This is a genomic window from Comamonas sp. CAH-2 (assembly GCF_009668305.1).
Classification (GTDB): Bacteria; Pseudomonadota; Gammaproteobacteria; order Burkholderiales; family Burkholderiaceae_C; genus Comamonas; species Comamonas aquatica.
Window position 1 is genome coordinate 1 of sequence record NZ_VSWF01000045.1, and the last position, 24,315, is coordinate 24,315.

Sequence of the window (24,315 nt, forward strand, 5' to 3'; positions counted from 1 at the left end):
GTCTCGCGCACCTGGCCCTCCACCCAGCGGTGGCGGCAGCTTTGGGGGCGGCGGCGCTTCCGGGAATTGGTGACGCACCATGGCCCGCCTGCTGCAACGCCTGTACCGACTGTGGCACCACCGCTGGGTGGAGGGCCAGGTGCGCGAGACATTCCCCGACGACGTGCTGCAGCGCCTGGAGCGGGCCGTCGCCGCCAGCGAGCGCCTGCACACCGGCCAGCTGCGCCTGTGTGTGGAAGGCGGACTGCCCTACAGCTACATCTGGCGCAACGCCAGTGCCCGCGACCGGGCCGTCGGGCTGTTTGGCAAGCTGCGCGTGTGGGACACCGAGCACAACAATGGCGTGCTCATCTACCTGCTGCTGGCGGAGCACGCCATCGAGATCGTGGCCGATCGCGCCATGACCCGTGCGGTGCCGCAGCTCACCTGGGATGCCATCGTGCGCGACATGCAACAGTCTTTTCAGCAGGCCGCCTACGCGCAGGGGTTGGAGCAGGCGCTGGAACTGGTGTCCCAATTGCTGGTGGCGCACTTCCCGCGCAGCCCCGCAGACCGCCCCGACGCCGCAGACAACCTGCCGGATGCCCCGGTGGTCCAGGGCCGCTTCACCAAGGATGTCTAGCCCACGGCCGGGCACGGCTGGAAAGAACTTTTCACGCTAGAGGGCCCAGCGCGCCAGCCACTCACGCCCTGCGGGCGACTGCAGCCCCACGAACGCCACCGCATTGCCCAGCACAGTCAGCCAGAAACGTCCGCGGAAATTGGCTTTGCGGCTTTTGTGGCGCAACCACTGCTGCGCCACAATCGCGCCCGGCCAGCCCCCCAGCAAGGCCAGGGCATGCAGGGTGGATTCCGGCGTGCGCCAGAGCCCCGCCTGGGCCGCCCGCTTGTCCTGCCAGTAGGCGCAGAACGTGACCAGGCTGAGCACCGCGTACCCGGGCAACACCCAGCGCGGCACGCCCCAGACCACGGCGGAGCCAACCCACACCAGCGCAAAGGCCAGGATCACCACATAACTGCCGTGCCCGCTGGCCCGCGCACCGCTGGGCATCCTGTCCGCCGCGCGCGGGCCACCGCCAGTACGTGGGCGAACACCCGGCCGCCATGTCACCTGCTGCGCCCGCGGTTTGCCGCCTTCCATGCCCATGGCAAATTCCAGGCGCAACCCCAGCTGCGGACGGGACGTGGCTTGGGGCCGCGGCTGCCAGGCGCTGATGTGCACGAACACGCGCGCACCACCCTGATCCGGCTGGATGAAGCCAAAGCCGCGGTCATCGTTCCACTCCACCAGACTACCGTGATAGCGCAGCATCAATATCTTTCAAAAACCAGAGCTGTCTACGTTTGATCAGCAACGCTTTCAGCATATTTATCGATGCAAAGCCTTGTACATCCAGCGCCAAGTGCTTTGTTTTTGAGAACAGGCATAAAAAAAGCCACCTTGCGGTGGCTTTTTTTGCAGAGACCGGTCGATCAGCGCTTGCCGCGGTACTTGCGCAGCGCGGCCATCTGTGCCGCCAGCACAGCCAGCTCGGACTGGGCCTTGGCCATGTCGACGTCATTCTTGGCGTTCTTCATGGCTTCCTCGGCGGCCGCCTTGGCCTGGGTGGCTTTTTGCTCGTCCAGATCCTTGCCACGGATGGCGGTGTCGGACAGCACGGTCACGCAGTGGGGTTGCACTTCCAAAATGCCACCGGCGACGAAGATGAATTCTTCGCTGCCATTGGGCAATTCGATGCGCACGGAACCGGGTTTGATGCGGGAGATCAGCGGCGTGTGCTTGGGCAAGATACCCAGCTCGCCCGCTTCACCAGGCAGTGCGACAAAGCGCGCTGGACCGGAGAAGAGGGATTCCTCGGCACTGACCACATCAACGTGGATGGTGTTCATCTTTGCTCCTGAGAAAAGGTGGGACTGGGCTTGTTGCGACGTGCCACCGGGGCGGGCGCCCCGGTTTCACGACAGCTTAAGCAGCCAGCTTCTTGGCCTTTTCGAAGGCTTCGTCGATGGTACCGACCATGTAGAAAGCCTGCTCGGGCAGATGGTCGCACTCACCGGCGCAGATCATCTTGAAACCACGGATGGTTTCGGCCAGAGGCACGTACTTGCCAGGGGCGCCGGTGAACACTTCAGCCACGTGGAAAGGCTGCGACAGGAAACGCTGGATCTTACGAGCACGGGCCACGACCAGCTTGTCTTCAGGCGCCAGTTCGTCCATGCCCAGAATCGCGATGATGTCGCGCAGTTCCTTGTAGCGCTGCAGGGTGCCCTGCACTTCGCGGGCCACCTTGTAGTGCTCTTCACCCACCACTTGGGGGTCCAGTTGGCGGCTGGTGGAGTCCAGAGGATCCACGGCAGGGTAGATACCCAGCGAAGCGATGTCACGCGACAGCACCACGGTGGAGTCCAAGTGGGCGAAGGTCGTCGCAGGCGAAGGGTCGGTCAAGTCGTCCGCAGGCACGTACACGGCCTGGATCGAAGTGATGGAGCCCACCTTGGTCGAGGTGATACGCTCTTGCAGACGGCCCATTTCTTCGGCCAGCGTAGGCTGGTAGCCCACAGCGGAAGGCATACGGCCCAGCAGCGCGGACACTTCGGTACCGGCCAGGGTGTAACGGTAGATGTTGTCCACGAAGAACAGCACGTCCTTGCCTTCGTCACGGAACGACTCGGCCATGGTCAGGCCGGTCAGCGCCACGCGCAGACGGTTTCCTGGAGGCTCGTTCATCTGGCCGTAAACCATGGCCACCTTGGACTCGCCCAGGTTCTCCTGGTTCACCACGCCGGCGTCCGACATTTCGTGATAGAAGTCGTTGCCTTCACGGGTACGTTCACCCACACCAGCGAACACCGACAGACCGCTGTGGGCCTTGGCGATGTTGTTGATGAGTTCCATCATGTTCACGGTCTTGCCCACACCGGCGCCACCGAACAGACCCACCTTGCCGCCCTTGGCGAAAGGGCAGACCAAGTCGATCACCTTGATGCCGGTTTCCAGCAGCTCCTGCGAAGGCGACAGTTCGTCGTACGCAGGGGCCTTGCGGTGGATGGCGGCCGTCAGGGTCTGGTCCACGGGACCACGTTCGTCGATGGGGTTGCCCAGCACGTCCATGATGCGACCCAGGGTCGCCTTGCCCACGGGCACGGTGATGGCGGAACCGGTGTTGGTCACCATCAGGCCACGCTTCAGACCGTCGGAAGAACCCAGCGCAATGGTACGGACGATGCCGTCGCCCAGCTGCTGCTGCACTTCCAGGGTCAGGGCCGAGCCTTCCAGCTTCAGCGCGTCGTACACCTTGGGCATCTGGTCACGTGGGAACTCCACGTCCACCACGGCGCCGATACATTGAACAATCTTGCCTTGTACTTGAGCCATTCTTTGCTCCAATCTGTTTGTCTGTTAAAGCCGTTTACACAGCGGCAGCGCCTGCGACGATTTCCGACAGTTCGGTCGTAATCGCGGCCTGACGCGTCTTGTTGTAGACCAGCTTCAACTCGCTGATGACGTTGCCAGCGTTGTCGGTTGCGGCCTTCATGGCCACCATGCGCGCCGATTGCTCGGACGCCATGTTTTCCGCCACTGCCTGGTACACGAGGGACTCCACGTAACGCACCAGCAGATCGTCAATGACGGTCTGGGCATCAGGTTCGTAGATGTACTCCCACGATGCACCCGTCTTCTCGGCTTGCATTTGCTCGTTCGACAGTGGGAGCAGTTGCTCCACCACCGACTCTTGCTTCATGGTGTTGATGAACTTGGTGTAGCTCAGGTACACCGCGCTCAGCTTGCCTTCAGCGTATTGGTCCAACAACACCTTGACAGGCCCGATGAGCTTGTCGAGGTGGGGCTGATCGCCCAGTGCTGTGGCTTGAGAGACCACCTTGGCACCAATACGGCTCAGGAAAGCCAGTCCCTTGCTGCCAATCGCCACGGCCTCCGCCGAAGTGCCCGCATCTTGCAGTTCACGCAACTTGGTCGTGACGACACGCAACACATTGGTGTTCATGCCGCCGCACAAGCCCTTGTCGGTCGTCACCACAATGATGCCGGCCTTCTTCGCATCAGCATGCACTTGCATGAAGGGATGCTGATACTCAGGATGTGCTTCGCCAAGATGAGCTGCAATATTGCGGACTTTTTCGCTGTATGGACGGGCAGCCAGCATCCGTTCCTGCGCCTTGCGCATTTTGGATGCAGCCACCATTTCCATGGCTTTGGTGATCTTCTTGGTGTTTTCCACCGATTTGATCTTGCCGCGTATTTCCTTGCCTGCTGCCATGATGGCTCCTCGTCCGGTTTAAGCGAACGACTTCTTGAACGCAGCGATGGCAGCGGTCAATTCAGCTTCGTCCTTGCCTTCCTTGTCGAAAGCGCGGTTGGCGTTCAGGCGGTCCAGCAGGGCGCCGTGGCTGGTCTTCAGGAATTGGTGCAGACCAGCTTCGAAGGGCAGCACTTGCTTGACTTCGATGTCGTCCATGTAGCCCTTGTTCACAGCGAACAGCGTCGCGCCCATCAGCGCTGTGTTCAGCGGCGAGTACTGGGCCTGCTTCAACAGTTCGGTCACGCGGGCACCACGATCCAGCTGCTTGCGGGTTGCGTCATCCAGATCGGAAGCGAACTGCGCGAACGCGGCCAGTTCACGGTACTGCGCCAAGTCGGTACGGATACCGCCGGATAGGCCCTTAACCAGCTTGGTCTGGGCAGCACCACCCACGCGGGACACCGAGATACCGGCGTTGATCGCAGGACGGATACCAGCGTTGAACAGGCTGGTTTCCAGGAAGATCTGGCCGTCGGTAATCGAAATCACGTTCGTAGGCACGAAGGCAGAGACGTCGCCAGCCTGTGTTTCGATGATGGGCAGCGCAGTCAACGAACCGGTCTTGCCCTTGACAGCGCCCTTGGTGAAGGCTTCGACGTAGTCGGCGTTCACGCGAGCGGCACGCTCCAGCAGACGGCTGTGGAGATAGAACACGTCGCCGGGGAAAGCTTCACGTCCTGGAGGACGACGCAGCAGCAGCGAAACCTGGCGGTAGGCCACAGCTTGCTTGGACAGGTCGTCATACACAATCAGGGCATCTTCACCGCGGTCGCGGAAGTATTCGCCCATCGTGCAGCCGGAGTAAGCCGACACGTACTGCATCGCAGCAGATTCGGAGGCCGTTGCAGCCACGACGATGGTGTACTCCATCGCGCCAGCTTGCTCCAGCGCGCGCACCACGTTCTTGACGGACGAGGCCTTTTGACCGATCGCCACGTAGATACAGGTAACGCCTTGACCCTTTTGGTTGATGATGGCGTCGATCGCAACAGCGGTCTTGCCAGTCTGGCGGTCACCAATGATCAGCTCGCGCTGACCACGGCCCACGGGCACCATGGAGTCGATGGACTTGATACCGGTTTGCAGCGGCTGGTCCACGGATTGACGTGCGATCACACCAGGCGCAACCTTTTCGATCACGTCGGTCATCTTGGCGTTGATGGGACCCTTGCCGTCGATAGGCTGGCCCAGCGCATTCACCACGCGGCCGATCAGTTCGGGACCCACGGGCACTTCCAAGATACGACCGGTGCACTTCACAGTGTCACCTTCGGCGATGTGGGTGTACTCACCCAAGATCACCGCACCGACGGAATCACGCTCCAGATTCAGAGCCAACCCATACGAAGGCTGGCCATCGGCGGAAGCGGGGAATTCCAACATTTCGCCTTGCATCACGTCCGACAAGCCGTGCACGCGCACGATACCGTCCGTCACCGACACCACGGTGCCTTGGTTACGGATATCGGCAGTTGCTTCCAGCCCTTCGATGCGGCTCTTGATCAATTCAGAAATTTCTGCGGGATTGAGTTGCATGACTCTTTCCTTCTTTCTTTGGTTAGCCGAGACCTCAATCCGCTTACGCAGTGAGGGCCGCTTTCATTTGTTCCAGACGAGCCTTGACGGAGGTGTCCAACACCTCGTCGCCCACCACCACGCGAACGCCGCCGATCAAAGATGCATCGATCTGGACGGACAGGTTCAGCTTGCGGCCGAAGCGCTTTTGCAGCGCATCGCTGATGTCGTTCAGAGCGGCATCCTCTACGGGGAAAGCGCTGTAAACGATAGCGTCGGACGAGCCATTGAGGCGGTTCACGATGGCACGGAACTGCACAGCCACTTCAGGCAGTGCGTCCAGGCGACCGTTTTCAATGATGACGCGCAGGAAATTGCGAGCGGCATCGGGCAAAGCCGAACGGGCCACGCCAGTGATGACGCCGAGCACTTGCTCGACCGTCACCTTGGGGCTGTCGGCCAGTTGACGCAATTGCGGATCAGCGGCAATCGCCGCCAATTCCTCCACCCAAGCGACAGTGCCGTTCAAGTCAGCTCCGCTGGCGGAGCTGGCCTTGAACAAGGCTTCAGCGTAAGGGCGGGCAATGGTGGCGAGTTCTGCCATTTTGCTTTCCTTACAGCTCTGTCTTCAGGCGGTTCAGCAGATCAGCGTGAACGCCGGCATTCACTTCCTTGCGGAGGATCTGCTCGGCACCCTTCACGGCCAGTGCAGCGACTTGCTCACGCAGTGCTTCACGGGCTGCAACGGCTTGCTGCTCAGCTTCGGCGCGGGCAGCAGCAACAATCTTGTTGCCTTCTTCTGTCGCGCGGACCTTGGCCTCTTCAATGATGGCCTGGGCGCGGCGATCGGCGTCCGCAAGCCGCGATGCTGTCTCGTTGCGCGTCTGGCTCAGTTCCTGCTCAACGCGCTTGTTGGCAGCGCTGAGCTCGGTCTTGGCCTTGTCGGCAGCAGCGAGGCCATCGGCGATTTTCTGGGCTCGCTCATCCAACGCCTTCGCAATCGGGGGCCACACGAACTTCATCGTGAACAGCACCAAGATCAGGAAGACGATGCACTGAACGAACAGGGTCGCGTTAATACTCACGGCAACACCTTTCTTTCTAGGGCGTTGATCGGAGCTTAGGCCAGGACGAAGGGGTTGGCGAAAGCGAACAGCAGGGCGATAGCAACACCGATCAGGAAAGCGGCGTCGATCAGACCAGCCAAGATGAACATCTTGGTTTGCAGTTCGTTGATCAGCTCAGGCTGACGGGCCGAGGATTCCAGGAACTTACCGCCCATCAGTGCGATACCGATCGAAGCGCCGATAGCGCCCAGACCAACGATCAGACCACAAGCCAGAGCGACGAGACCGAGAATGTTTTCCATGATGACTCCTAGGGATTAAAGGAAAGTTGAAGTTGAAAGGGAAAGGTCAGTGGGCTTCATGCGCCTGGCCGAGGTAAATCAGCGTCAGCATCATGAAAATGAAGGCCTGCAGGGTGATGATCAGAATGTGGAAGATCGCCCAGATAGAGCCCGCAATGATGTGCCCCACGGGGAGCAACACACCAGAGAGCGACATGGCAGCCGCGCCGCCCATCAGGGCAATCAGGCAGAACACCAACTCACCAGCGTACATATTGCCGAACAGTCGCATACCGTGCGAAACCGTCTTGGCAACATATTCAATGATCTGCATCAGCAGATTAACCACGCCCAGGATCAGGGCGAAAACGGGATTCTTCGACGTACCGAAGGGCGCGGTCACCAGTTCGTGAGCCCAGCCGCCAGCACCCTTGATCTTGACGCTGTAGAAGAAGCACAGCAGCAGTACGCCCGTCGACAGACCCAGAGTGGTCGACAGGTCGGCCGTGGGCACCACGCGCAGATAAGCGTGCGAATCACCCTGAGCGGTCTGCCACAGCACGGGCAACAGGTCCACGGGCAGCAAGTCCATGGCATTCATCAGGAAGATCCAGACGAACACGGTCAGCGCCAGAGGGGCGATGAACTTGCGCGATTCAGCATTGTGGATGTTGGCCTTGGCCTGGGTGTCGACCATTTCCACCAGCATCTCAACCGCAGCCTGGAAACGGCCGGGCACGCCAGCCGTGGCTTTGCGGGCCGCCAGCCAGAGCACGAAAAGGCCGATCACACCGCAAATCAGGCTGACCGCGACGGAGTCGAGATTCACCACCGAGAAATCGATGATGGAGTTTTGCTTGATATTTTGCAGATGCTGCAAGTGGTGAACAATGTATTCACTTGCGGTTGGAGCGTGCGCGTCGGCTGCCATCGGTGAACTCTTCTCTCAATATCAATCGGTTTTTCGGACACTGGCCCGTCCTGTCACCAGAACCAGCCAATACGTTTTCATCGTTACCACCATCCCTGCCAGCAACGCCAGCCAATGCAGGTTTGGCACCAAGACAGGGGCTGCGGCCAACATGGCGATGCACAGCACCAGCTTGACAAATTCCCAGGCAAAAAGCCTTGCAATCGCACCCGACGCATACCCTGCGCGCCCGCTGTTGCGGGCCACGCCACGAGCAAACAGCGCCGCAGGCACCACGATCGCCAGTGCGCCATAAGCGGCCGACCAGCCGGCCTCGCGACCTGCCACCAGCGCTGCCACCACGGCGCACAGCGCGCCCACCACCACCTGGGCGGCAAGCACACGCCACATGGACATCCGGGGCTGTCGCTGTCGCCACGCCTGCGCTTCTTCGGGCGTCAGGGGCTTGATTTGCGGCTCTTCGTCCTCAAATTCCGTTTCGTGGGCTTGGTGTTTCATGTTGTCAGATGCGCCAGCGCTCAAACCGGAATTTTCACAAAGCCTCTGATTATACGTAGAAACCCGTTTTGCAAGCGCCACCTGCAGCAGGTTGCGGGGGTTTTCACGGACAATTCCCGCAGCTTATGTCGTCCTGCGGCAACAAGACATCGGGTTTGCACCGTTGTAAAAGCACGTAAGTTGCCTTGCAAGACACCTAAACCCGCACCCACGACCAGCGGCGCAACCATAGCGCACAATGGCTCTCGCACCAAGCAAAACCCTTTGCTCCATTTTTCATCATGACCATGTCCGATACATCCGCTAGCACCGATCCCCGCAAGGACTCGCTGATCGAGTATCCAAGCCTGTTCCCCATCAAGGTGATGGGCCTGCACGCGGAGGACTTTGTGCACGCCATCACCCGCGTAGCCCTGCAGTTCGACCCCTATTTCGACGCCAGCACCATCGAGCAGCGCCCCAGCAGCGGCGGCAAGTACCTGGGCGTGACCATCACCGTGACCGCCACCAGCCGTGAACAACTCGACGACCTGTACCGCGCCCTGACCAGCCACCCCCTGGTCAAGGTGGTGCTTTGAGCCAAGTGGCACCGCACGCCATCGACGCGCGCCTGCTGGGCCGCGTGGACTATGCGGCCTGCAACCAGGCGATGCAGGATTTCACCGCACACCGCGACGAGCACACGGCCGACGCACTGTGGCTGTGTGAGCACGCACCCACCTTCACCCAAGGCCTGGCCGGCAAGGCCGAGCATGTGCTGGTGCCCGGCGGCATTCCCGTCGTGGCCACCAACCGCGGTGGCCAGGTGACCTACCACGGCCCTGGCCAGGTGGTGGCGTATCCGTTGCTGGACTTGCAGCGCCGGGGTTACTTCGTCAAGGAATACGTCTACCGCCTGGAAGAGGCCGTGATCCGCACCCTGGCGCACTTTGGCGTCACCGGCCACCGTGTGGAAGGCGCTCCCGGCATCTATGTGCGCCTGGACGATCCCTTCAGCCACGCCATGCTGGCACAGCGCCCGCAGCGGCGCGAGCCCGGCAGCCCTGCGCCCCAGCCGGACTTCACCGGGCTGGGCAAGATTGCCGCGCTGGGCATCAAGGTCAGCCGCCATTGCACCTACCATGGCGTGGCACTGAACGTGGCCATGGACCTGGAGCCCTACCACCGCATCAACCCTTGCGGCTACGCAGGCATGGCGACCGTCGACCTTTCTACAATCGGCATCCAGACAACCTGGAACGAGGTGGCGCAAGTGTTCGGCAGCCAGCTGATCACCCGCCTCGCGCCCTGAGACCACCATCATGAGCAGCAACGAAGTCGTGCGCGAAGCACAGTCCGCCGAGAACTACAACCCGCTGGCCAAGCAGAAGGCGGCCGCCAAGCTGTCGCGCATCCCCATCAAGGTCGAACAGGGCGAAGTCCTGAAGAAGCCCGAGTGGATCCGCGTCAAAGCGGGCAGCCCCACCACGCGCTTCTACGAGATCAAGGACATCCTGCGCGAGCAGAAGCTGCACACGGTGTGCGAGGAAGCCAGCTGCCCCAACATCGGTGAATGCTTTGGCAAGGGCACGGCCACCTTCATGATCATGGGCGACAAGTGCACGCGTCGTTGCCCGTTCTGCGACGTGGGCCACGGCCGCCCCGACCCGCTGGACGTGGACGAACCGCGCAAGCTGGCCGAGACCATCGCCCGCCTGCACCTGAAGTACGTGGTGATCACCAGCGTGGACCGCGACGACCTGCGCGACGGTGGCTCGGGCCACTTCGTGGAGTGCATCCAACAAACCCGCGCACTGTCGCCCACCACCCAGATCGAAATCCTGGTGCCCGACTTCCGCGGGCGCGATGACCGCGCACTGGAAATCCTGAAGGCCGCGCCGCCCGATGTGATGAACCACAATCTGGAAACCATCCCGCGCCTGTACAAGGAAGCGCGTCCGGGTTCGGACTACCAGTTCTCGCTGAACCTGCTCAAGAAGTTCAAGGCCCTGCACCCGAATGTGCCGACCAAGAGCGGGCTGATGGTGGGCCTGGGCGAGACGGACGAGGAAATCCTGGAAGTGATGCGCGACATGCGCGCCCACGACATCGAGATGCTGACCATCGGCCAGTACCTGGCGCCCACCAACAGCCACTTGCCCGTGCGCCGCTACGTGCACCCCGACACCTTCAAGATGTTCGAGGCCGAGGCCTACAAGATGGGCTTCAGCCACGCCGCCGTGGGCGCCATGGTGCGCTCCAGCTACCACGCCGACCAGCAGGCGCACGCCGCGGGCGTCTGAGTCCGCACCGCGCACAAAAAAAGCAACCCGCGGGTTGCTTTTTTTATAGCGCTTGGCGCGCCAGAAATGCTGACTTCAGCATCCAACCATTTTGAAAACAAACAGCAGCGCGCGCTGGCTGCTCCTGTTTCAAGATCTATGTTCACCGTGCGAAAAGATGCGTGGCTAACCGGGCAGTCCGCTGGCTGGCAAAAAACGACGCACAGGCTTGACAGGCCTGTTTGTCGCCCCACGATGAAACCTGAAAGGGCCGGTTCTTGGCATCCCCCACCAGAAGACGTGCTTCCAAGAACCCAGTGCTACGCATCATAGCACTGAATGAGAATTAATCTCAATTAAATTGCAACAATACGCAACACGCCGTGCGACGTAATGACGCGCGTGGCCCGGTTGCCGGTGTTACTGCGCCACTTCCAGCAGCGCCGCCGGGCTTTCGGCCGCCAGCACCGTTTGCGCCCAGGGCTGCAGCTTGCGCGTGTCGGCGCGCAGCACTTCCTGCTTCACGCTCAGGATCTGCGCTGGGTGCATCGAGAAACTGCGCAGGCCCAGGCCCAGCAGCAGGCGCGTCATGGCGGTATCGCCCGCCATCTCGCCGCACACACAGACCTGCTTGCCCATGTCGTTGGCCGTCTGGATGACCTGGGCCACCAGGTGCAGCACGGCCGGATGCAAGGGGTCGTACAAATGCGCCACGGCCTCGTCGGCGCGGTCGATGGCCAGCGTGTACTGGATCAGGTCGTTGGTGCCGATGGAGACGAAATCAAAATGCTGCAGCAGGCTGCGCACCATGATGGCGGCGGCCGGAATCTCGATCATCGCGCCCAGCTGCACCGGCCCCTGGGCCACGCCCCGCGCCTCCAGCTCGGACTGGGCCAGCCGAACCTGCTGCACGATGCTGTGCACCTCGTGCTGGTGCGACACCATGGGGAACAGCAGTTGCACCGGGCCCAGCGCCGCAGCGCGCAAGATGGCGCGCAGCTGGGTGCGAAACATCGCGGGCTCGGCCAGGCTCCAGCGGATGGCGCGCAGACCCAGCGCGGGGTTCAGCGAGATGTCGCGGCTGACTTTGTCCAGCGGCTTGTCCGCCCCCACATCGATGGTGCGGATCGTCACCGGCAGGCCCTGCATGCCCTGCACGGCGGCCTTGTAGGCCTCGAACTGCTCCTCCTCGCCGGGCAGCTTGCCTTCGCGCCCCATGAACAGGAATTCGCTGCGGAACAGCCCCACGCCGGCGGCCCCGGCATGCACGGCCGCACCGGCATCGCCGGGCTGCTCGATGTTCGCCAGCAGCTCCACCTTCTGGCCATCCAGCGTGATCGCCGGGGTGTGGCGCAGGCGCGCCAGACGCTCGCGCTCCAGCACGTCCTGGCGCTGGCGGAAGCGGTACTCCTCCAGGATGATGGGCGAGGGGTCCACCAGCACCACGCCGGCATTGCCGTCGATCACCACCCAGTCATCCTGGCGGATCAGCTGGCTGGCAGCGCGCGCGCCCACCACGGCGGGAATGTCCATGCTGCGCGCGACGATCGCGGTGTGGCTGGTCTTGCCACCGACGGCCGTCACAAAACCGGCAAACACGCTGCGCTTGAACTGCAGCATGTCGGCAGGCGACAGGTCCTGCGCCACCAGCACCAGGGGCGCATCGGCCAGCCCCTCCAGCATGGGCTGCGAGCCGTCCTGCGCCGGAGCGGGCGGCGGTGGCGGCGCTGCCACGGGGCTGGTGGCCAGGCCACGCATCTGCCGCAGGACGCGGTCGGCCACCTGCTCCAGGTCGGTCTTGCGCTCGCGCAGGTAGGGGTCCTCCATCTCGTCGAACTGGCGCGAGATCTGCTCCAGCTGCGTCATCAGCGCCCACTCGGCGTTGTACAGCCGCTCGGCCACCCAGTGGCGCACGCCCGCCGCCAGCACCTCGTCCTGCAGCAGCATCAGGTGCACTTCCAGCAGGGCGGCCAGCTCGCCCGGCGCATCCTCAGGCAGGTCGCTGACCAGGCGCTGCAGCTCGTCGACCACGGCCGCGCGGGCCTTGCGGGCGCGGTCCAGCTCCGCCTCGACCTGGTTCGCGTCGATGAAGTAGTGCCGCACCTCAACCCGGCTGGCGGCCACCACCACCGCCCGCCCAATCGCAATGCCGCGCGAAACGGCCAGCCCATGGATGGCAAATGTCATGCCTTGATCCTTTTCAACGATGCCTCTTGCTGGGCACCGACGGTGCACCATGCAAAAAACGCAGCCTAACTGCTGCGTTGCCCGTGTTTATTGGCCTTCGCCAAACTTGTCGTTGATCAGTGCCACGAGTGCGTCCAGGGCTTCCTGCTCCTGGGGGCCATCGGTTTCCAGCTCCACCACGGAGCCCACCCCGGCCGCCAGCATCATGACGCCCATGATGCTCTTGGCGTTGATGCGCCGCTCGCCCTTGCTCATCCAGACATCGCAGGGGAAGCTGCCGGCCAGCTTGGTCAGCTTGGCCGAAGCGCGGGCATGCAAGCCCAGCTTATTGCTGATGGTGATCTCTGTCTTGACCATGTTCTTTCCGGGAATTCTGGTTGCGTGGGGCATTGCTGGCCGCCACTTGCAGCATGCCTTGCTGACCGCCTGCCAGCGCACGCGCGGCCTGCTCGTCCAACGGTTCGTAGCGGTAGCAGATGGCGCGCAGCAGCATGGGCAGGTTCACCCCCACCAGCAAGCGCGCGGCACTGCCCTCCACCAGCCGGTGGGCCACATTGCTGGGCGTCGCACCGAACACATCCGCCAGCACCAGGGTGCGCTCGGCCCCGCTGTGCGCCAGCAGGGTGCGCGCCGCCTGCAACGTGTCTTCGGGAGATTCGTTGGGCGGCACATCCAGCACGCTGACATCCTGGGCGCTGTCGGCAAACACGTGCAGCGCACATTCGCGCAAGGCGTGCGCCAGCGGGGCGTGGGCAATCAGGAGGATGTGGTTGGCAGTCGTGGTCATAAGGCCTTAGTCTGGATTGCCATTATGGCGCGCCAGCCGTGCCGCGTGAGCCGCAGAGCGCAGCACGCGGGCCGATCCCGCTCAGGGGCGGGCCTGCAGCACGATGCTGTTGAAGAACTGGCCCGCGATCTTGTGGTGGGCCTTGGGGGCATAGACCACGGCATGGAAGATGCGCGCCTTGTCGCCCTCCTTGCGCGCAAACCAGACACCGTGGGTGGTGATGGTCCAGCCTGCGGGACCGACACCTTCCACCGTGGCGCGGATGGAACGCCCCAGGTCCATGGCGCCGGCGGGCACGAAGGGGGCGCCGCTCTTGTCACCCTCGCCGTCCACGGCCTTGAGGCGGGTCAACACCGCGGCCTCCCAGAATGCCAGGGCATCGTCGGCCTGACTGGCATCGTCCAGCACCCAGTGCGACAGGGCGAAGGTGGAATCCACGGCATCGCAGCCCATCATGTTGACCGGCACACGGCCCAGAGACATGCCGAAGTCCACCGGCGTGCGGGCAAACTGCGGATCGCACGGGAACTGCATTTCCAGGCCCGCATCGTCCAGCGCGACGGGGCGCCAGGGCAACTCCGGTTCGTGCTTGCCACAGGCGCCCAAGGCCAGCGCAGCAGCGGCAACCAGGGCACAACGCATCAGGGTGGAAATCTTGCTCATGCCTGGATTATCGGCAAACCCCAGGCGAACTGGATGGTGAACTTCTTCGGGGTAAACCACTCCATACATGGGCGTGCTGCGGGGATCTGCCTGGGGCCGCATCCCGGCAACTTGGCACAATACGACGTATGGCAATCAAACATCTGGTGGCAGGCGTGGCGCTTGCTGCATTCGCAGGCCTGGGGGGCTATGTGCTGTGGGGCGAGTCCGCGCAGCCCGCGCCCAGTTCGCAATTCGTGCTGCTCGACGGCTCCAGCACCACCACGCAGCAGCTGCGCGGCAAGGTGACGCTGGTCAACTTCTGGGCCACCAGCTGCGTGACCTGCGTAGCGGAAATGCCAGAGGTCATCGCGACCTACAACAAGTACAAGGACCAGGGCTATGACACCCTGGCCGTGGCCATGCAGTACGACCCGCCCAGCTATGTGGTGAACTTCGCCCAGTCGCGTCAGTTGCCCTTCAAGGTGGCGCTGGACAACACTGGCCAGATTGCCAAGGCCTGGGGCGATGTGAAGCTGACCCCCACCACCTACATCGTCAACAAGCGCGGCGATATCGTGAAGACCTACATCGGGCAGCCCAACTTTGAAGAGCTGCACCAGCTGATCGAAAAGCTGCTGGCCGAGGCCTGAGGCGCGCCAGTCCCATCTCAAAAAAAGAGCTGCCAGCGCTGGATGGCGTGGGGTTTCCGGCCTTAAAAGCCTTGAAACCCGCCCCACACCTGCGCTGGCAGCTCTTTTTTATTCAAACAACCGGGGGGCTATCAACGGTTGCGGAAGGCGTCGTGGCAGGCCTTGCAGGTCTGGGCCGCAGGACCGAAGGCGGCCTTGAGCTGTGCCAGATCCCCGGTCTTGGCGGCCGCGGCCAGCTTGCCGGCTTCGGTCACGAAATCCTTGGCATGGCCGTCGAACTTGGCCTTTTCCTTCCAGACTTCGGGCTTGGTCTTGCCCCCCTCGGTGCCTGCGCCGAACGCCTGCCAGGGCAAGGTGGCCAGCGTCTCCAGCACAGCGCCGTTCTGCTTGGCCAGATCGGCGTTGAACTCGGCCCGTCCGTTGGCCATGGCACCCAGCGAGCCGAAGTGCTGGCTCATCACGAACAAGGCATTCTGGCGGTACTTGACGGCATCTTCGGTCTTGCCAAACTTCAGCGTGTCGGCCGCTGCCGTCGCACCCGCCAGCGCCGCAGACAGGGCCAGCGCAGCCACGGACAAGGTTTTGAACTTCATGGGGAACTTCCTTTCTCGGTATGAACCAGACAACCCTGGTTGTAACAGGGGAGTATCGCCGCGCCCCGGCAGTTCCCCAACCCTCCGGCATTTTTTGATGCGCCGCAGCATCTTTCCCCTTCCGCCCCGTACATTCCACCCATGAGCTCACCCACCACCACCCGCCTGCGCATCTGGGACCTGCCCACGCGCCTGTTCCACTGGTCGCTGGCCGCCAGCGTGATTGCCCTGATCGTCACCGCCAACATCGGCGGCAACGCCATGGAATGGCACCTGCGCCTGGGGCACGTGGTCCTGGCACTGCTGCTGTTCCGCGTGGTCTGGGGCCTGGTCGGTGGCCACTGGTCGCGCTTCGCCACCTTCATCCCCGGTCCCGTGCGGCTGCTGCGCCACCTGCGTGGCCAGGGCCGCCCCGCCGACAAGGCCGGCCACAACCCTCTGGGCGCCCTGTCGGTGCTGGCCATGCTGGGCATCCTGGGCCTGCAAGTCGGCACCGGACTGGTCAGCGATGACGAAATCGCCTTCGCCGGCCCCCTGGTGCACTTTGTCTCGTCCGACACCATCGCCTGGGCCACCAGCTGGCACAAAGGCTGGGGCCAGTGGCTGCTGTGGACGGTGATCGGCCTGCACCTGGCCGCCATCGTGTTCTACAGTGTCGTGCGGCGCGACAAGCTGGTGCCCGCCATGCTGCACGGCGACAAGGTCGGCCTGCCCGCCGACCTGCCCGCCAGCCGCGACGGCCTGGCCAATTGGGCCTCCGCCCTGCTGTTCGCTGCGGCCTGCGCCGTGATGGCCTACTGGGTCTGGACCCGGGCGGCGTTCTAACCACGGTATCCCTGGCTGCGGCATGCCGCTACACTGGGCTCTTGTTTTGCCCTTGAACACCCAGTTTTGAACGTGGACCACCCCAGCGTGGCCGTCGCCCTTGCCGCGACGCCCCAAGACATGGCCAGCGCCGCCTTGCTGTTCAGCGAATACGCCGACAGCCTGGCCCTGGACCTGGCCTTTCAAAATTTTGCCCACGAGTTGGCCACCCTGCCCGGCGACTATGCCGCGCCACGCGGCAGCTTGCTGCTGGCCCATGTGGGCGATGCCCTGGCCGGGTGCTGCGCCCTGCGACCCCTGGACACCGCCGACTACCCGAATGCGGCCGAGATGAAGCGCCTGTACGTGCGCAAGGCCTTCCGGGGCTTCGGCCTGGGGCGCCAACTGGCCGAAAGCGCCCTTGATGCAGCGCGCCAGGCGGGCTATGCCTGCGTGCTGCTGGACACCCTGGACGACATGGAGGCGGCGCGCAACCTCTACACCGACCTGGGGTTCACAGCGATCGAACCCTACTACCACAACCCGATTGCCGGGGCGCACTACCTGAAGGTCGACATCTTCTGAACGACCGCCGCACCGGTCCAGACGCCTGCACAGTGAAAGGTATGGCACTGCAGGGACACACGCAGCCAAGCAAGGCACTGCATCACGCCACAGGAAGGCTTGATCGCGTGGCGTGGTGTTACGCCGCATTCACCACAGATCCCACACATTCCCGGCAACCGCGTGGGCTCCACCCGCGCTTGTGCAATCCTCGGGACGTGGCAACATGGCCGCATGTCTGCCTGACATCGCCATCAACACCTTCTGCCGCCACATCACACCGCTGAAAGCAGCATGATGTGTGTTTGACCGACACACGGCATCCGCGCTGGATGCGGGGACGCAGTCCGTGAATAATGCGGCAGCAGCGTCCTTGTCCACTCCCGCACGGGCACGGCGTTGCGACACCGAACCGACCACTTGCCCATGATTCCCACCGACCGCCCCGTGCTGGGCCGAGACCTCGAGACCGTGCGCCAGGGCTTCGGGCTGGCGACCCAGGACATCATCTGGGTGCTCGGGATGTCCATCACCCGCTGGATGCAGATCGTGCGCCAGGCCCCGGACGCGCCGGTCAAAGACCCGGCCCTGGCCCTGCTGGTGCGCTTTCTGGCGCAGCACCCGGAACTGGCCGTCGTACCTAAAGTCCCGACGGCTTCGGAAGTTTTCAGCCTGATGAACGAGGCCACGGACGTTGAACTCAAGCGTTTTGCCACCTACTTTGGCGCCGAGGCATCAGCCTCCTACCGCTGGATGCGCCCCGACGCACGGCCGGCCTCGGTGGTGGTCCGCCTGATGCACTTCATGAAAACCGCCCTGCTGATGCGCGACACAGCAGGACGCACGCACCTGCTGGAGGGCTGGCGCCAGACCGTGGCCAGCGAAGCCAGCAGCCGGGGCGTGCCCGATGTCTTCCAGTCCGGGCGCTGGAGTGTGGTGCCGTTGGTGGACAAAGGAGCCCCCTCGTCACAGCTTCCACCAGCCACCACCCCGCCCTAGCCGCAACCGGCGAGTGCCGCAGCTGGCGCCAAGCACCATAAAAAAAGCGCTGCAGAAGCAGCGCTTTTTTGCAATCCTCGGCGGCTTAGGCCTTGGCTTGGGCCAACAGCGTGGCGGCGTCCGACACTTCAAACTTGCCGGGGCCTTCGACGTTCAGGCTCACCACCTTGCCGTCTTTGAGCAGCATCGAGTAGCGGTTGCTGCGCAGACCCAGGCCCTTGCCGTTCAGATCCAGGGTCAGGCCCGTGGCCTTGGCAAATGCGGCGTCGCCGTCGGCGATCATGCGCACCTTGCCGGTGGCGTTCTGCTCGCGCCCCCAGGCGCCCATCACAAACGCATCGTTCACAGACACACACCAGATTTCGTCCACGCCTGCCGCCTTAAAAGCCTCGGCCTGCTCGATGTAACCAGGCAGGTGCTTGGCAGAGCAGGTCGGGGTAAAGGCGCCGGGCACGGCGAACAGGGCAATCGTCTTGCCTACGGCGGCCTGGGGCAGCTCCACAGGGTTAGGGCCGATGCTGCAGCCATTGCCTTCCACTTCCACGTACTCCATCAGCTTCACTGCGGGCAGCGCGTCTCCAACCTTGATCATTGTGTGTCCTCCAGGATGTGCATCGCCTTGGCTTGTTCCCGTGCGCACAGCGCCGGGCAAGGCGACAAATAAAAAAGCGACCCACATTGTGGGTCGCTTTTCAAGACTATGCAGTCAAAGCGGTTGAACGCTTAAACCAGAGCAGCCTTTTGCACCAAGCGGGTCGCCACCCAGTTCTTGGTCTTCGACAGCGGACGGCTCTCGGTGATTTCGATGGTGTCACCCATCTTGAATTCACCTTGCTCGTCGTGAGCGTGGTACTTCGAGGACTTCACCACAATCTTGCCGTAGATGGGGTGCATCACGCGACGCTCCACCAACACGGTCACTGTCTTAGCGCGCTTGTCGCTCACCACCTTGCCAATCAAGGTGCGCTTGAGGGATGTTTTAGCTTCCGTCATGTCGGCTCCTTACTTGGCGGCTTGCTTTTCAGCAAGAATGGTCTTGGCACGGGCGATCTCACGGCGTGTGGCCTTCAGAGTCGATGTGTTGCCAAGTTGTTGCGTGGCCTTTTGCATACGCAGACCGAAGTGGGCCTTTTGCAGGGACTTCACTTCAGCTTCCAGGGCGGCCACGTCTTTTTGGCGGAGTTCAGCAGTTTTAGTCATGTTGATTCTCCTTATTCACCAATGTGACGGGACACGAAGGTCGTACGCAGAGGCAGCTTTGCAGCGGCCAGGCGGAACGCTTGACGTGCCAGCTCTTCAGGAACACCCACGATTTCGTAGATGATCTTGCCGGGCTGGATTTCGGCCACGTAGTACTCGGGGTTGCCCTTACCGTTACCCATACGCACTTCAGCAGGCTTAGTGGAGATGGGTTTGTCGGGGAACACACGAATCCAGATACGGCCGCCACGCTTGACGTGACGCGAAATCGCACGACGTGCGGCTTCGATCTGACGTGCAGTCAGACGGCCACGGTCGGTAGACTTCAGACCGAAATCGCCGAAAGCAACAGCGTTGCCACGGGTAGCGATACCGGTGTTGCGGCCTTTGTGTTCCTTGCGGAACTTGCGGCGTGCAGGTTGCAGCATGTTTATTCTCCTTTACCGTCCGCTGCTGTAGCGGGCGCGTCAGTCTTGCGAACGCGCTTAACGGAGTCAGCGCCGGCACCAGCAGGCTTGTCGCTGCCGTCTACAGGAGCTGCGTTACCGCCTGTGGGGCGGCGGGCACCACGGCCTGCGCCGTCACGGCGACCATCGCGGCGGGGGCCGCGTGGACGACGCTCGTCATCAGGACGGGGAGTCTCGACGGCGGGCAGGTCGTTGCGGCCCAAGGTATCACCCTTGTAGACCCAGACCTTCACGCCGATGATGCCGTAAGTCGTCTTGGCTTCGGAGAAGCCGTAGTCGATGTCAGCACGCAGAGTGTGCAGAGGCACGCGGCCTTCGCGATACCACTCGGTACGGGCGATTTCGATACCGTTCAGACGACCGGAAGACATGATCTTGATGCCCTGGGCACCCAGACGCATGGCGTTCTGCATCGCACGCTTCATGGCACGACGGAACATGATGCGCTTTTCCAGTTGCTGGGTGATCGAGTCAGCGATCAGCTTGGCATCGATTTCAGGCTTGCGCACTTCTTCGATGTTCACAGCAACGGGCACGCCCAGGCGAGTGGCGAGTTCCTTCTTCAGGTTCTCGATGTCTTCGCCCTTCTTGCCGATCACAACACCAGGACGGGCCGAGAAGATGGTGATACGGGCGTTCTTAGCAGGACGCTCGATCAGCACGCGTGCCACAGCAGCGTTCTTCAACTTAGCCTTCAGGTACTCGCGAACCTTGATGTCTTCGGCCAGCATGCCGGCGAAGTCACGGTTGCTAGCGTACCAACGGCTAGCCCAGTTACGGCTCACAGCAAGGCGGAAGCCGGTAGGATGGATTTTCTGTCCCATATTCTTCCTTTAGGCCTCAGTTACCGACTGTCACGTAGATGTGGCAGGTAGGCTTGCTGATGCGATTGCCACGGCCCTTAGCGCGAGCGGTGAAACGCTTGAGCGTCGTGCCTTGCTCGACGTAGATGGTCTTGACCTTCAATTCGTCGATGTCGGCGCCGTCGTTGTGCTCGGCGTTGGCGATAGCGGATTCCAGAACCTTCTTCACGATCACAGCAGCTTTTTTCTGCGTGAAGGTCAGAATGTTCAGAGCTTGATCCACCTTCTTGCCGCGGATCAGATCCGCGACCAGGCGACCCTTGTCAACCGACAAGCGGACGCCACGGAGGACTGCACGTGTTTCAGACATGGTCGTTCCTTACTTCTTGGCCTTCTTGTCGGCGGGGTGACCCTTGAAGGTACGAGTCAGTGCGAATTCGCCCAACTTGTGACCCACCATTTGGTCGGTGATGTAGACAGGCACGTGCTGCTTGCCGTTGTGCACGGCGATGGTCAGACCGATGAACTCGGGCAGAACCATGGAGCGACGCGACCAGGTCTTGACGGGCTTCTTGTCCTTGGTAGCGACGGCCTTTTCAACCTTGGCAACCAAGTGATGGTCAACAAACGGACCCTTTTTGAGAGAACGAGTCATTTGCTACCCCTTACTTCTTACGACGCGACACAATCATGCTTTGTGTGCGCTTGTTGTTACGGGTACGGTAGCCCTTCGTCAGGTTGCCCCATGGGTCAACAGCGTGACGGCCTTCACCGGTCTTACCTTCACCACCACCGTGCGGGTGGTCGATCGGGTTCATGGCAGTACCACGGACGGTAGGACGGATACCCATCCAACGCTTCACACCGGCCTTACCGTACTGGCGCAGGCTATGCTCTTCGTTGGCAACTTCACCGATGGTGGCGCGGCACTCGATGTGAATCTTGCGCACTTCGCCGGAACGCATACGCACTTGAGCGTAGACGCCTTCGCGAGCCAGCAGCGTAGCGGAAGCACCTGCGGAACGGGCGATTTGCGCGCCGCCGCCGGGTTGCAGCTCGATACAGTGGATGGTCGAACCCACGGGGATGTTGCGGATAGGCAGGGTGTTGCCCACGCGAATCGGAGCTTCGGAGCCGCTCACGATGGTCGCGCCCACAGCCAGATTGCGGGGAGCGATGATGTAGCGACGCTCGCCGTCGGCATAGCACACCAGAGCGATGTGGGCCGTACGGTTGGGGTCGTACTCAATGCGTTCCACCTTGGCGGGGATGGCATCCTTGTTGCGACGGAAGTCCACCACACGGTAGTGGTGCTTGTGACCACCGCCCTTGTGACGGGTTGTGATGTGACCGTTGTTGTTACGGCCAGCCTTCTCCGACTGCGATTCCAGCAGTGGGGCATAGCCAGGGCCCTTGAACAGGTGGTCACGCGTCACCTTCACCGCGCCACGACGGCCAGGCGAAGTTGGTTTGAGTTTGATAACAGCCATGATTAAGCAGCCTCCCCAGACAGGTTCAGCTCTTGACCGGGCTTCAGACGCACATAAGCCTTGCGCACGTTGTCGCGGCGGCCAATGGTCTTGCCAAAGCGCTTGGTCTTGCCCTTGGTGTTCACCACAGAAACGCCAGCCACTTCAACCTTGAACAGCAGTTCCACTGCAGCCTTGATTTCGTGCTTGGTGGCGTTTTGCAGCACCTTAAAAGTCACAGCGTTGGACTTTTCGGCAGCCATGGTGGCCTTTTCGGACACGATGGGAGCGACCAACACTTGCATCAGACGACCTTCGTCAAACTTGAGCGTGCTCATGCGAACATCTCCTTGAGTTTGTCGATTGCGCCCTTGGTGATGAGCACTTTCTTGTAATGCACCAGAGAAACGGGGTCTGCGTAGCGGGGTTCCACCACGAACACGTTCTTCAGGTTGCGCGAAGCCAGGTACAGGTTCTCGTCGATCTCTTCGGCGATCACCATCACCGACGACTGCAAATTCATGGACTTGAACTTGTCAGCAAGAACCTTGGTCTTGGGAGTGTCAACGGTCAGGGACTCCACCACCGCCAGACGGCCTTCGCGGGCCAGCTGGGACAGGATGGAAGCCATACCGGCGCGGTACATCTTCTTGTTGATCTTCTGCGAGAAGTTTTCTTCAGGCAGGTTCGGGAAGACGCGGCCGCCCCCACGCCACAGAGGCGAAGAGGACATACCAGCACGTGCACGGCCTGTACCCTTTTGCTTGAAAGGCTTGGCGGTGGTGTGGCGAACTTGTTCGCGATCCTTCTGAGCGCGCGTGCCCTGGCGTGCGTTGGCACGGTAAGCAGTCACGATCTGGTGGATCAGGTCTTCGTTGTACGCACGGCCGAACACAGTCTCAGGCGCGTCGAACTTGGACGCGGCTTGACCTTGTTCATTCAGGAGTTCGAGCTGCATTAGTTCGCTCCTTTGGAAGCTTTAGCCTTGATGGCAGGACGCACCGACACGAAGCCACCCTTCGCGCCAGGGATTGCACCCTTGATCAACAGCAGTTGGCGTGCTTCGTCGATACGAACCACGTCCAGGTTTTGGGTTGTCACGGTCACATCACCCATGTGACCAGTCATGCGCTTACCGGGGAACACGCGACCGGGGTCTTGTGCCATACCGATAGAACCGGGCACACGGTGCGAACGGCTGTTACCGTGCGAGTTGCGCTGCGCACCAAAGTTGTGACGCTTGATCGTGCCCTGGAAGCCCTTACCGATGGAAGTGCCTTGCACGTCCACTTTCTGGCCAACGCTGAACAGATCGGCCACGGGCAGGGCTGTGCCTGCTGCGTACTTGGCAGCGATCTCTTCGGTCACTTGGAATTCTTTGGTGACTTCACCGGCTTCAACACCTGCCTTGGCGAGGTGACCGGCTTGAGGCTTGGTCACGCGAGATGCCTTGCGTGTACCGAATGTGACTTGCAAAGCCACATAGCCATCGTTCTCTTGGGTTTTAACCTGGGTCACGCGGTTGTTGGACACATCCACCACTGTGACGGGCACTGCGTCCCCATCATCAGTGAACAGACGCATCATGCCCACCTTGCGGCCCAGCAACCCCAGGGAGTTGCTCAGACTCATTTGTTTGCTCCAAAACTTTCGCCGCTGTAACTGCAATTGGCCCAGCGTTGCACCCAACCAGAAGCCCGGCAAAGCGCACGAAAGAAGGTTAATAAAACTTCGCCAGAAAAGCGAAGCCCCAAATTTTAACGCGAACTGCTTTTTCAAGCAAGTTCGCGTTAAAAGAAGACCTTACAAGGCACCGCGAACGGTGCCCGTGCGAGTTCTTATTGCAGTTTGATTTCGACGTCCACGCCAGCAGGCAGGTCCAGCTTCATCAAAGCGTCCACGGTCTTGTCGGTAGGATCGACAATGTCCATCAGACGTTGGTGCGTGCGGATTTCCAGCTGGTCACGCGAAGTCTTGTTCACGTGGGGCGAACGCAGGATGTCGAAGCGCTTCATGCGGGTAGGCAGAGGCACGGGACCCTTGACGATCGCGCCAGTGCGCTTCGCGGTATCAACGATTTCAGCTGCAGACTGGTCGATCAACTTGTAATCGAAAGCCTTCAGGCGGATGCGGATTTTTTGCTTGGACATGTTAATTCCTAGTTTTTTCTAAGAATTAAGCGAGAACCTTAGCAACCACGCCGGCGCCCACGGTACGGCCACCTTCACGGATAGCGAAGCGCAGACCTTCTTCCATAGCGATAGGAGCGATC

General features: G+C 61.8%; 35 protein-coding genes and 1 pseudogene. 8 read left to right on the forward strand and 28 right to left on the reverse strand.

Translation table 11 applies throughout. The annotated features are described in order from the left end of the window. The first annotated feature begins 79 nt into the window (after positions 1-79). Positions 80-622, forward strand: a complete 543-nt coding sequence (locus FYM52_RS16820) for a TPM domain-containing protein (RefSeq protein WP_043387320.1) — start codon at positions 80-82, stop codon at positions 620-622. 36 nt (positions 623-658) lie between these two features. On the opposite strand, the gene FYM52_RS16825 is transcribed toward FYM52_RS16820, so the two are convergent. The 10 genes from FYM52_RS16825 to FYM52_RS16870 form a co-directional block, all read right to left on the reverse strand. After that, complete coding sequence (locus tag FYM52_RS16825) at positions 659-1,312, reverse strand: cold shock and DUF1294 domain-containing protein (RefSeq protein WP_238826251.1); 654 nt, start codon at positions 1,310-1,312, stop codon at positions 659-661. 161 nt (positions 1,313-1,473) lie between these two features. Next, complete coding sequence (locus FYM52_RS16830) at positions 1,474-1,890, reverse strand: F0F1 ATP synthase subunit epsilon (protein WP_043387319.1); 417 nt, start codon at positions 1,888-1,890, stop codon at positions 1,474-1,476. Between the two features lie 76 nt (positions 1,891-1,966). Next, on the reverse strand, positions 1,967-3,376 hold the full coding sequence (atpD, locus tag FYM52_RS16835; RefSeq protein ID WP_042418852.1) for a F0F1 ATP synthase subunit beta: 1,410 nt from the start codon (positions 3,374-3,376) through the stop codon (positions 1,967-1,969). A gap of 34 nt (positions 3,377-3,410) precedes the next feature. After that, positions 3,411-4,280 carry a F0F1 ATP synthase subunit gamma gene (gene atpG / locus FYM52_RS16840; RefSeq protein ID WP_042418857.1) on the reverse strand — a complete coding sequence of 290 codons (870 nt, stop codon included), beginning with the start codon at positions 4,278-4,280 and terminating at the stop codon, positions 3,411-3,413. An 18-nt stretch (positions 4,281-4,298) separates the two neighbouring features. Then, positions 4,299-5,858, reverse strand: coding sequence for a F0F1 ATP synthase subunit alpha (gene atpA, locus FYM52_RS16845; RefSeq protein ID WP_042418860.1), 1,560 nt, complete (start codon positions 5,856-5,858; stop codon positions 4,299-4,301). 43 nt (positions 5,859-5,901) lie between these two features. Further along, entirely contained in the window at positions 5,902-6,441 is a 540-nt protein-coding gene (locus FYM52_RS16850; protein ID WP_042418863.1) for a F0F1 ATP synthase subunit delta, read from the reverse strand. Between the two features lie 10 nt (positions 6,442-6,451). Beyond that, positions 6,452-6,922, reverse strand: coding sequence for a F0F1 ATP synthase subunit B (locus tag FYM52_RS16855; RefSeq protein ID WP_042418867.1), 471 nt, complete (start codon positions 6,920-6,922; stop codon positions 6,452-6,454). 35 nt (positions 6,923-6,957) lie between these two features. After that, positions 6,958-7,206, reverse strand: coding sequence for a F0F1 ATP synthase subunit C (atpE, locus tag FYM52_RS16860; protein ID WP_011803767.1), 249 nt, complete (start codon positions 7,204-7,206; stop codon positions 6,958-6,960). A 46-nt stretch (positions 7,207-7,252) separates the two neighbouring features. Further along, a complete protein-coding gene (atpB, locus tag FYM52_RS16865; protein WP_043387312.1) occupies positions 7,253-8,116 on the reverse strand; it encodes a F0F1 ATP synthase subunit A in 864 nt (287 codons plus the stop codon). 21 nt (positions 8,117-8,137) lie between these two features. After that, a complete protein-coding gene (locus FYM52_RS16870) occupies positions 8,138-8,614 on the reverse strand; it encodes an ATP synthase subunit I (RefSeq protein WP_154164926.1) in 477 nt (158 codons plus the stop codon). A 281-nt stretch (positions 8,615-8,895) separates the two neighbouring features. Here FYM52_RS16870 and FYM52_RS16875 point away from each other — a divergent pair, with 281 nt between their 5' ends. The 3 genes from FYM52_RS16875 (at position 8,896) to lipA (ending at position 10,896) form a co-directional block, all read left to right on the forward strand. Next, a complete protein-coding gene (locus FYM52_RS16875) occupies positions 8,896-9,192 on the forward strand; it encodes a YbeD family protein (RefSeq protein WP_154164927.1) in 297 nt (98 codons plus the stop codon). Positions 9,193-9,263: 71 nt separating this feature from the next. Continuing rightward, a complete protein-coding gene (lipB, locus tag FYM52_RS16880; RefSeq protein ID WP_238826252.1) occupies positions 9,264-9,905 on the forward strand; it encodes a lipoyl(octanoyl) transferase LipB in 642 nt (213 codons plus the stop codon). A 10-nt stretch (positions 9,906-9,915) separates the two neighbouring features. Continuing rightward, positions 9,916-10,896, forward strand: a complete 981-nt coding sequence (gene lipA, locus FYM52_RS16885; RefSeq protein ID WP_154164929.1) for a lipoyl synthase — start codon at positions 9,916-9,918, stop codon at positions 10,894-10,896. A 399-nt stretch (positions 10,897-11,295) separates the two neighbouring features. Here the strand turns inward: lipA and ptsP are convergent, their stop codons facing one another. The 4 genes from ptsP to FYM52_RS16905 all read right to left on the reverse strand — a co-directional run bounded on the left by ptsP (position 11,296) and on the right by FYM52_RS16905 (position 14,512). After that, on the reverse strand, positions 11,296-13,062 hold the full coding sequence (gene ptsP / locus FYM52_RS16890; protein ID WP_154164930.1) for a phosphoenolpyruvate--protein phosphotransferase: 1,767 nt from the start codon (positions 13,060-13,062) through the stop codon (positions 11,296-11,298). A gap of 87 nt (positions 13,063-13,149) precedes the next feature. Then, entirely contained in the window at positions 13,150-13,419 is a 270-nt protein-coding gene (locus FYM52_RS16895; RefSeq protein ID WP_042418895.1) for an HPr family phosphocarrier protein, read from the reverse strand. After that, a complete protein-coding gene (locus FYM52_RS16900; RefSeq protein WP_042418898.1) occupies positions 13,388-13,849 on the reverse strand; it encodes a PTS sugar transporter subunit IIA in 462 nt (153 codons plus the stop codon). The genes FYM52_RS16895 and FYM52_RS16900 overlap by 32 nt, the downstream gene beginning before the upstream one ends. 81 nt (positions 13,850-13,930) lie before the next feature. Then, positions 13,931-14,512, reverse strand: coding sequence for a hypothetical protein (locus FYM52_RS16905; RefSeq protein ID WP_154164931.1), 582 nt, complete (start codon positions 14,510-14,512; stop codon positions 13,931-13,933). A 128-nt stretch (positions 14,513-14,640) separates the two neighbouring features. Between FYM52_RS16905 and FYM52_RS16910 the strand changes: the two genes are divergently transcribed. Next, the gene (locus FYM52_RS16910) at positions 14,641-15,144 is read left to right on the forward strand and encodes a TlpA disulfide reductase family protein (protein ID WP_043387303.1); all 504 of its coding nucleotides are present in this window, start codon (positions 14,641-14,643) and stop codon (positions 15,142-15,144) included. Positions 15,145-15,275: 131 nt separating this feature from the next. Here FYM52_RS16910 and FYM52_RS16915 read toward each other — a convergent pair whose 3' ends face one another. Next, entirely contained in the window at positions 15,276-15,737 is a 462-nt protein-coding gene (locus FYM52_RS16915; RefSeq protein ID WP_154164932.1) for a cytochrome c, read from the reverse strand. Positions 15,738-15,878: 141 nt separating this feature from the next. On the opposite strand from FYM52_RS16915, the gene FYM52_RS16920 reads away from it, so the two are divergent. The 3 genes from FYM52_RS16920 to FYM52_RS16930 all read left to right on the forward strand — a co-directional run bounded on the left by FYM52_RS16920 (position 15,879) and on the right by FYM52_RS16930 (position 18,104). Then, positions 15,879-16,562 carry a cytochrome b/b6 domain-containing protein gene (locus tag FYM52_RS16920; RefSeq protein ID WP_154164933.1) on the forward strand — a complete coding sequence of 228 codons (684 nt, stop codon included), beginning with the start codon at positions 15,879-15,881 and terminating at the stop codon, positions 16,560-16,562. A 72-nt stretch (positions 16,563-16,634) separates the two neighbouring features. Continuing rightward, the gene (locus FYM52_RS16925) at positions 16,635-17,126 is read left to right on the forward strand and encodes a GNAT family N-acetyltransferase (RefSeq protein ID WP_162524762.1); all 492 of its coding nucleotides are present in this window, start codon (positions 16,635-16,637) and stop codon (positions 17,124-17,126) included. A 405-nt stretch (positions 17,127-17,531) separates the two neighbouring features. Next, entirely contained in the window at positions 17,532-18,104 is a 573-nt protein-coding gene (locus FYM52_RS16930) for a hypothetical protein (RefSeq protein ID WP_154164934.1), read from the forward strand. A gap of 85 nt (positions 18,105-18,189) precedes the next feature. Here the strand turns inward: FYM52_RS16930 and FYM52_RS16935 are convergent, their stop codons facing one another. The 13 genes and pseudogenes from FYM52_RS16935 to FYM52_RS16995 form a co-directional block, all read right to left on the reverse strand. Further along, on the reverse strand, positions 18,190-18,696 hold the full coding sequence (locus FYM52_RS16935; protein WP_043387297.1) for a peroxiredoxin: 507 nt from the start codon (positions 18,694-18,696) through the stop codon (positions 18,190-18,192). Positions 18,697-18,827: 131 nt separating this feature from the next. Beyond that, complete coding sequence (rpsQ, locus tag FYM52_RS16940) at positions 18,828-19,097, reverse strand: 30S ribosomal protein S17 (RefSeq protein WP_042418916.1); 270 nt, start codon at positions 19,095-19,097, stop codon at positions 18,828-18,830. Positions 19,098-19,106: 9 nt separating this feature from the next. Then, positions 19,107-19,304, reverse strand: a complete 198-nt coding sequence (rpmC, locus tag FYM52_RS16945) for a 50S ribosomal protein L29 (protein ID WP_042418918.1) — start codon at positions 19,302-19,304, stop codon at positions 19,107-19,109. Between the two features lie 11 nt (positions 19,305-19,315). Next, a complete protein-coding gene (rplP, locus tag FYM52_RS16950; RefSeq protein WP_042418921.1) occupies positions 19,316-19,732 on the reverse strand; it encodes a 50S ribosomal protein L16 in 417 nt (138 codons plus the stop codon). 2 nt (positions 19,733-19,734) lie between these two features. Beyond that, complete coding sequence (gene rpsC / locus FYM52_RS16955) at positions 19,735-20,595, reverse strand: 30S ribosomal protein S3 (protein WP_042418923.1); 861 nt, start codon at positions 20,593-20,595, stop codon at positions 19,735-19,737. A gap of 16 nt (positions 20,596-20,611) precedes the next feature. Next, on the reverse strand, positions 20,612-20,944 hold the full coding sequence (gene rplV / locus FYM52_RS16960) for a 50S ribosomal protein L22 (protein ID WP_042418925.1): 333 nt from the start codon (positions 20,942-20,944) through the stop codon (positions 20,612-20,614). A gap of 9 nt (positions 20,945-20,953) precedes the next feature. Then, complete coding sequence (gene rpsS, locus FYM52_RS16965) at positions 20,954-21,229, reverse strand: 30S ribosomal protein S19 (protein ID WP_042418928.1); 276 nt, start codon at positions 21,227-21,229, stop codon at positions 20,954-20,956. Positions 21,230-21,239: 10 nt separating this feature from the next. Then, positions 21,240-22,064 (reverse strand): 50S ribosomal protein L2, encoded by an 825-nt coding sequence (gene rplB / locus FYM52_RS16970; RefSeq protein ID WP_042418931.1) that lies wholly within the window; start codon positions 22,062-22,064, stop codon positions 21,240-21,242. A gap of 2 nt (positions 22,065-22,066) precedes the next feature. Further along, positions 22,067-22,381, reverse strand: a complete 315-nt coding sequence (gene rplW, locus FYM52_RS16975; RefSeq protein WP_042418934.1) for a 50S ribosomal protein L23 — start codon at positions 22,379-22,381, stop codon at positions 22,067-22,069. After that, entirely contained in the window at positions 22,378-23,001 is a 624-nt protein-coding gene (rplD, locus tag FYM52_RS16980; protein WP_042418936.1) for a 50S ribosomal protein L4, read from the reverse strand. The genes rplW and rplD overlap by 4 nt, the downstream gene beginning before the upstream one ends. Beyond that, entirely contained in the window at positions 23,001-23,675 is a 675-nt protein-coding gene (gene rplC / locus FYM52_RS16985) for a 50S ribosomal protein L3 (RefSeq protein WP_043387293.1), read from the reverse strand. The genes rplD and rplC overlap by 1 nt, the downstream gene beginning before the upstream one ends. A 206-nt stretch (positions 23,676-23,881) precedes the next feature. Continuing rightward, positions 23,882-24,193: a 30S ribosomal protein S10 gene (gene rpsJ, locus FYM52_RS16990; RefSeq protein WP_005796953.1), complete on the reverse strand. Its 312-nt coding sequence runs from the start codon at positions 24,191-24,193 to the stop codon at positions 23,882-23,884. A gap of 25 nt (positions 24,194-24,218) precedes the next feature. After that, positions 24,219-24,315: pseudogene (locus FYM52_RS16995) on the reverse strand (elongation factor Tu); the annotation flags it as partial.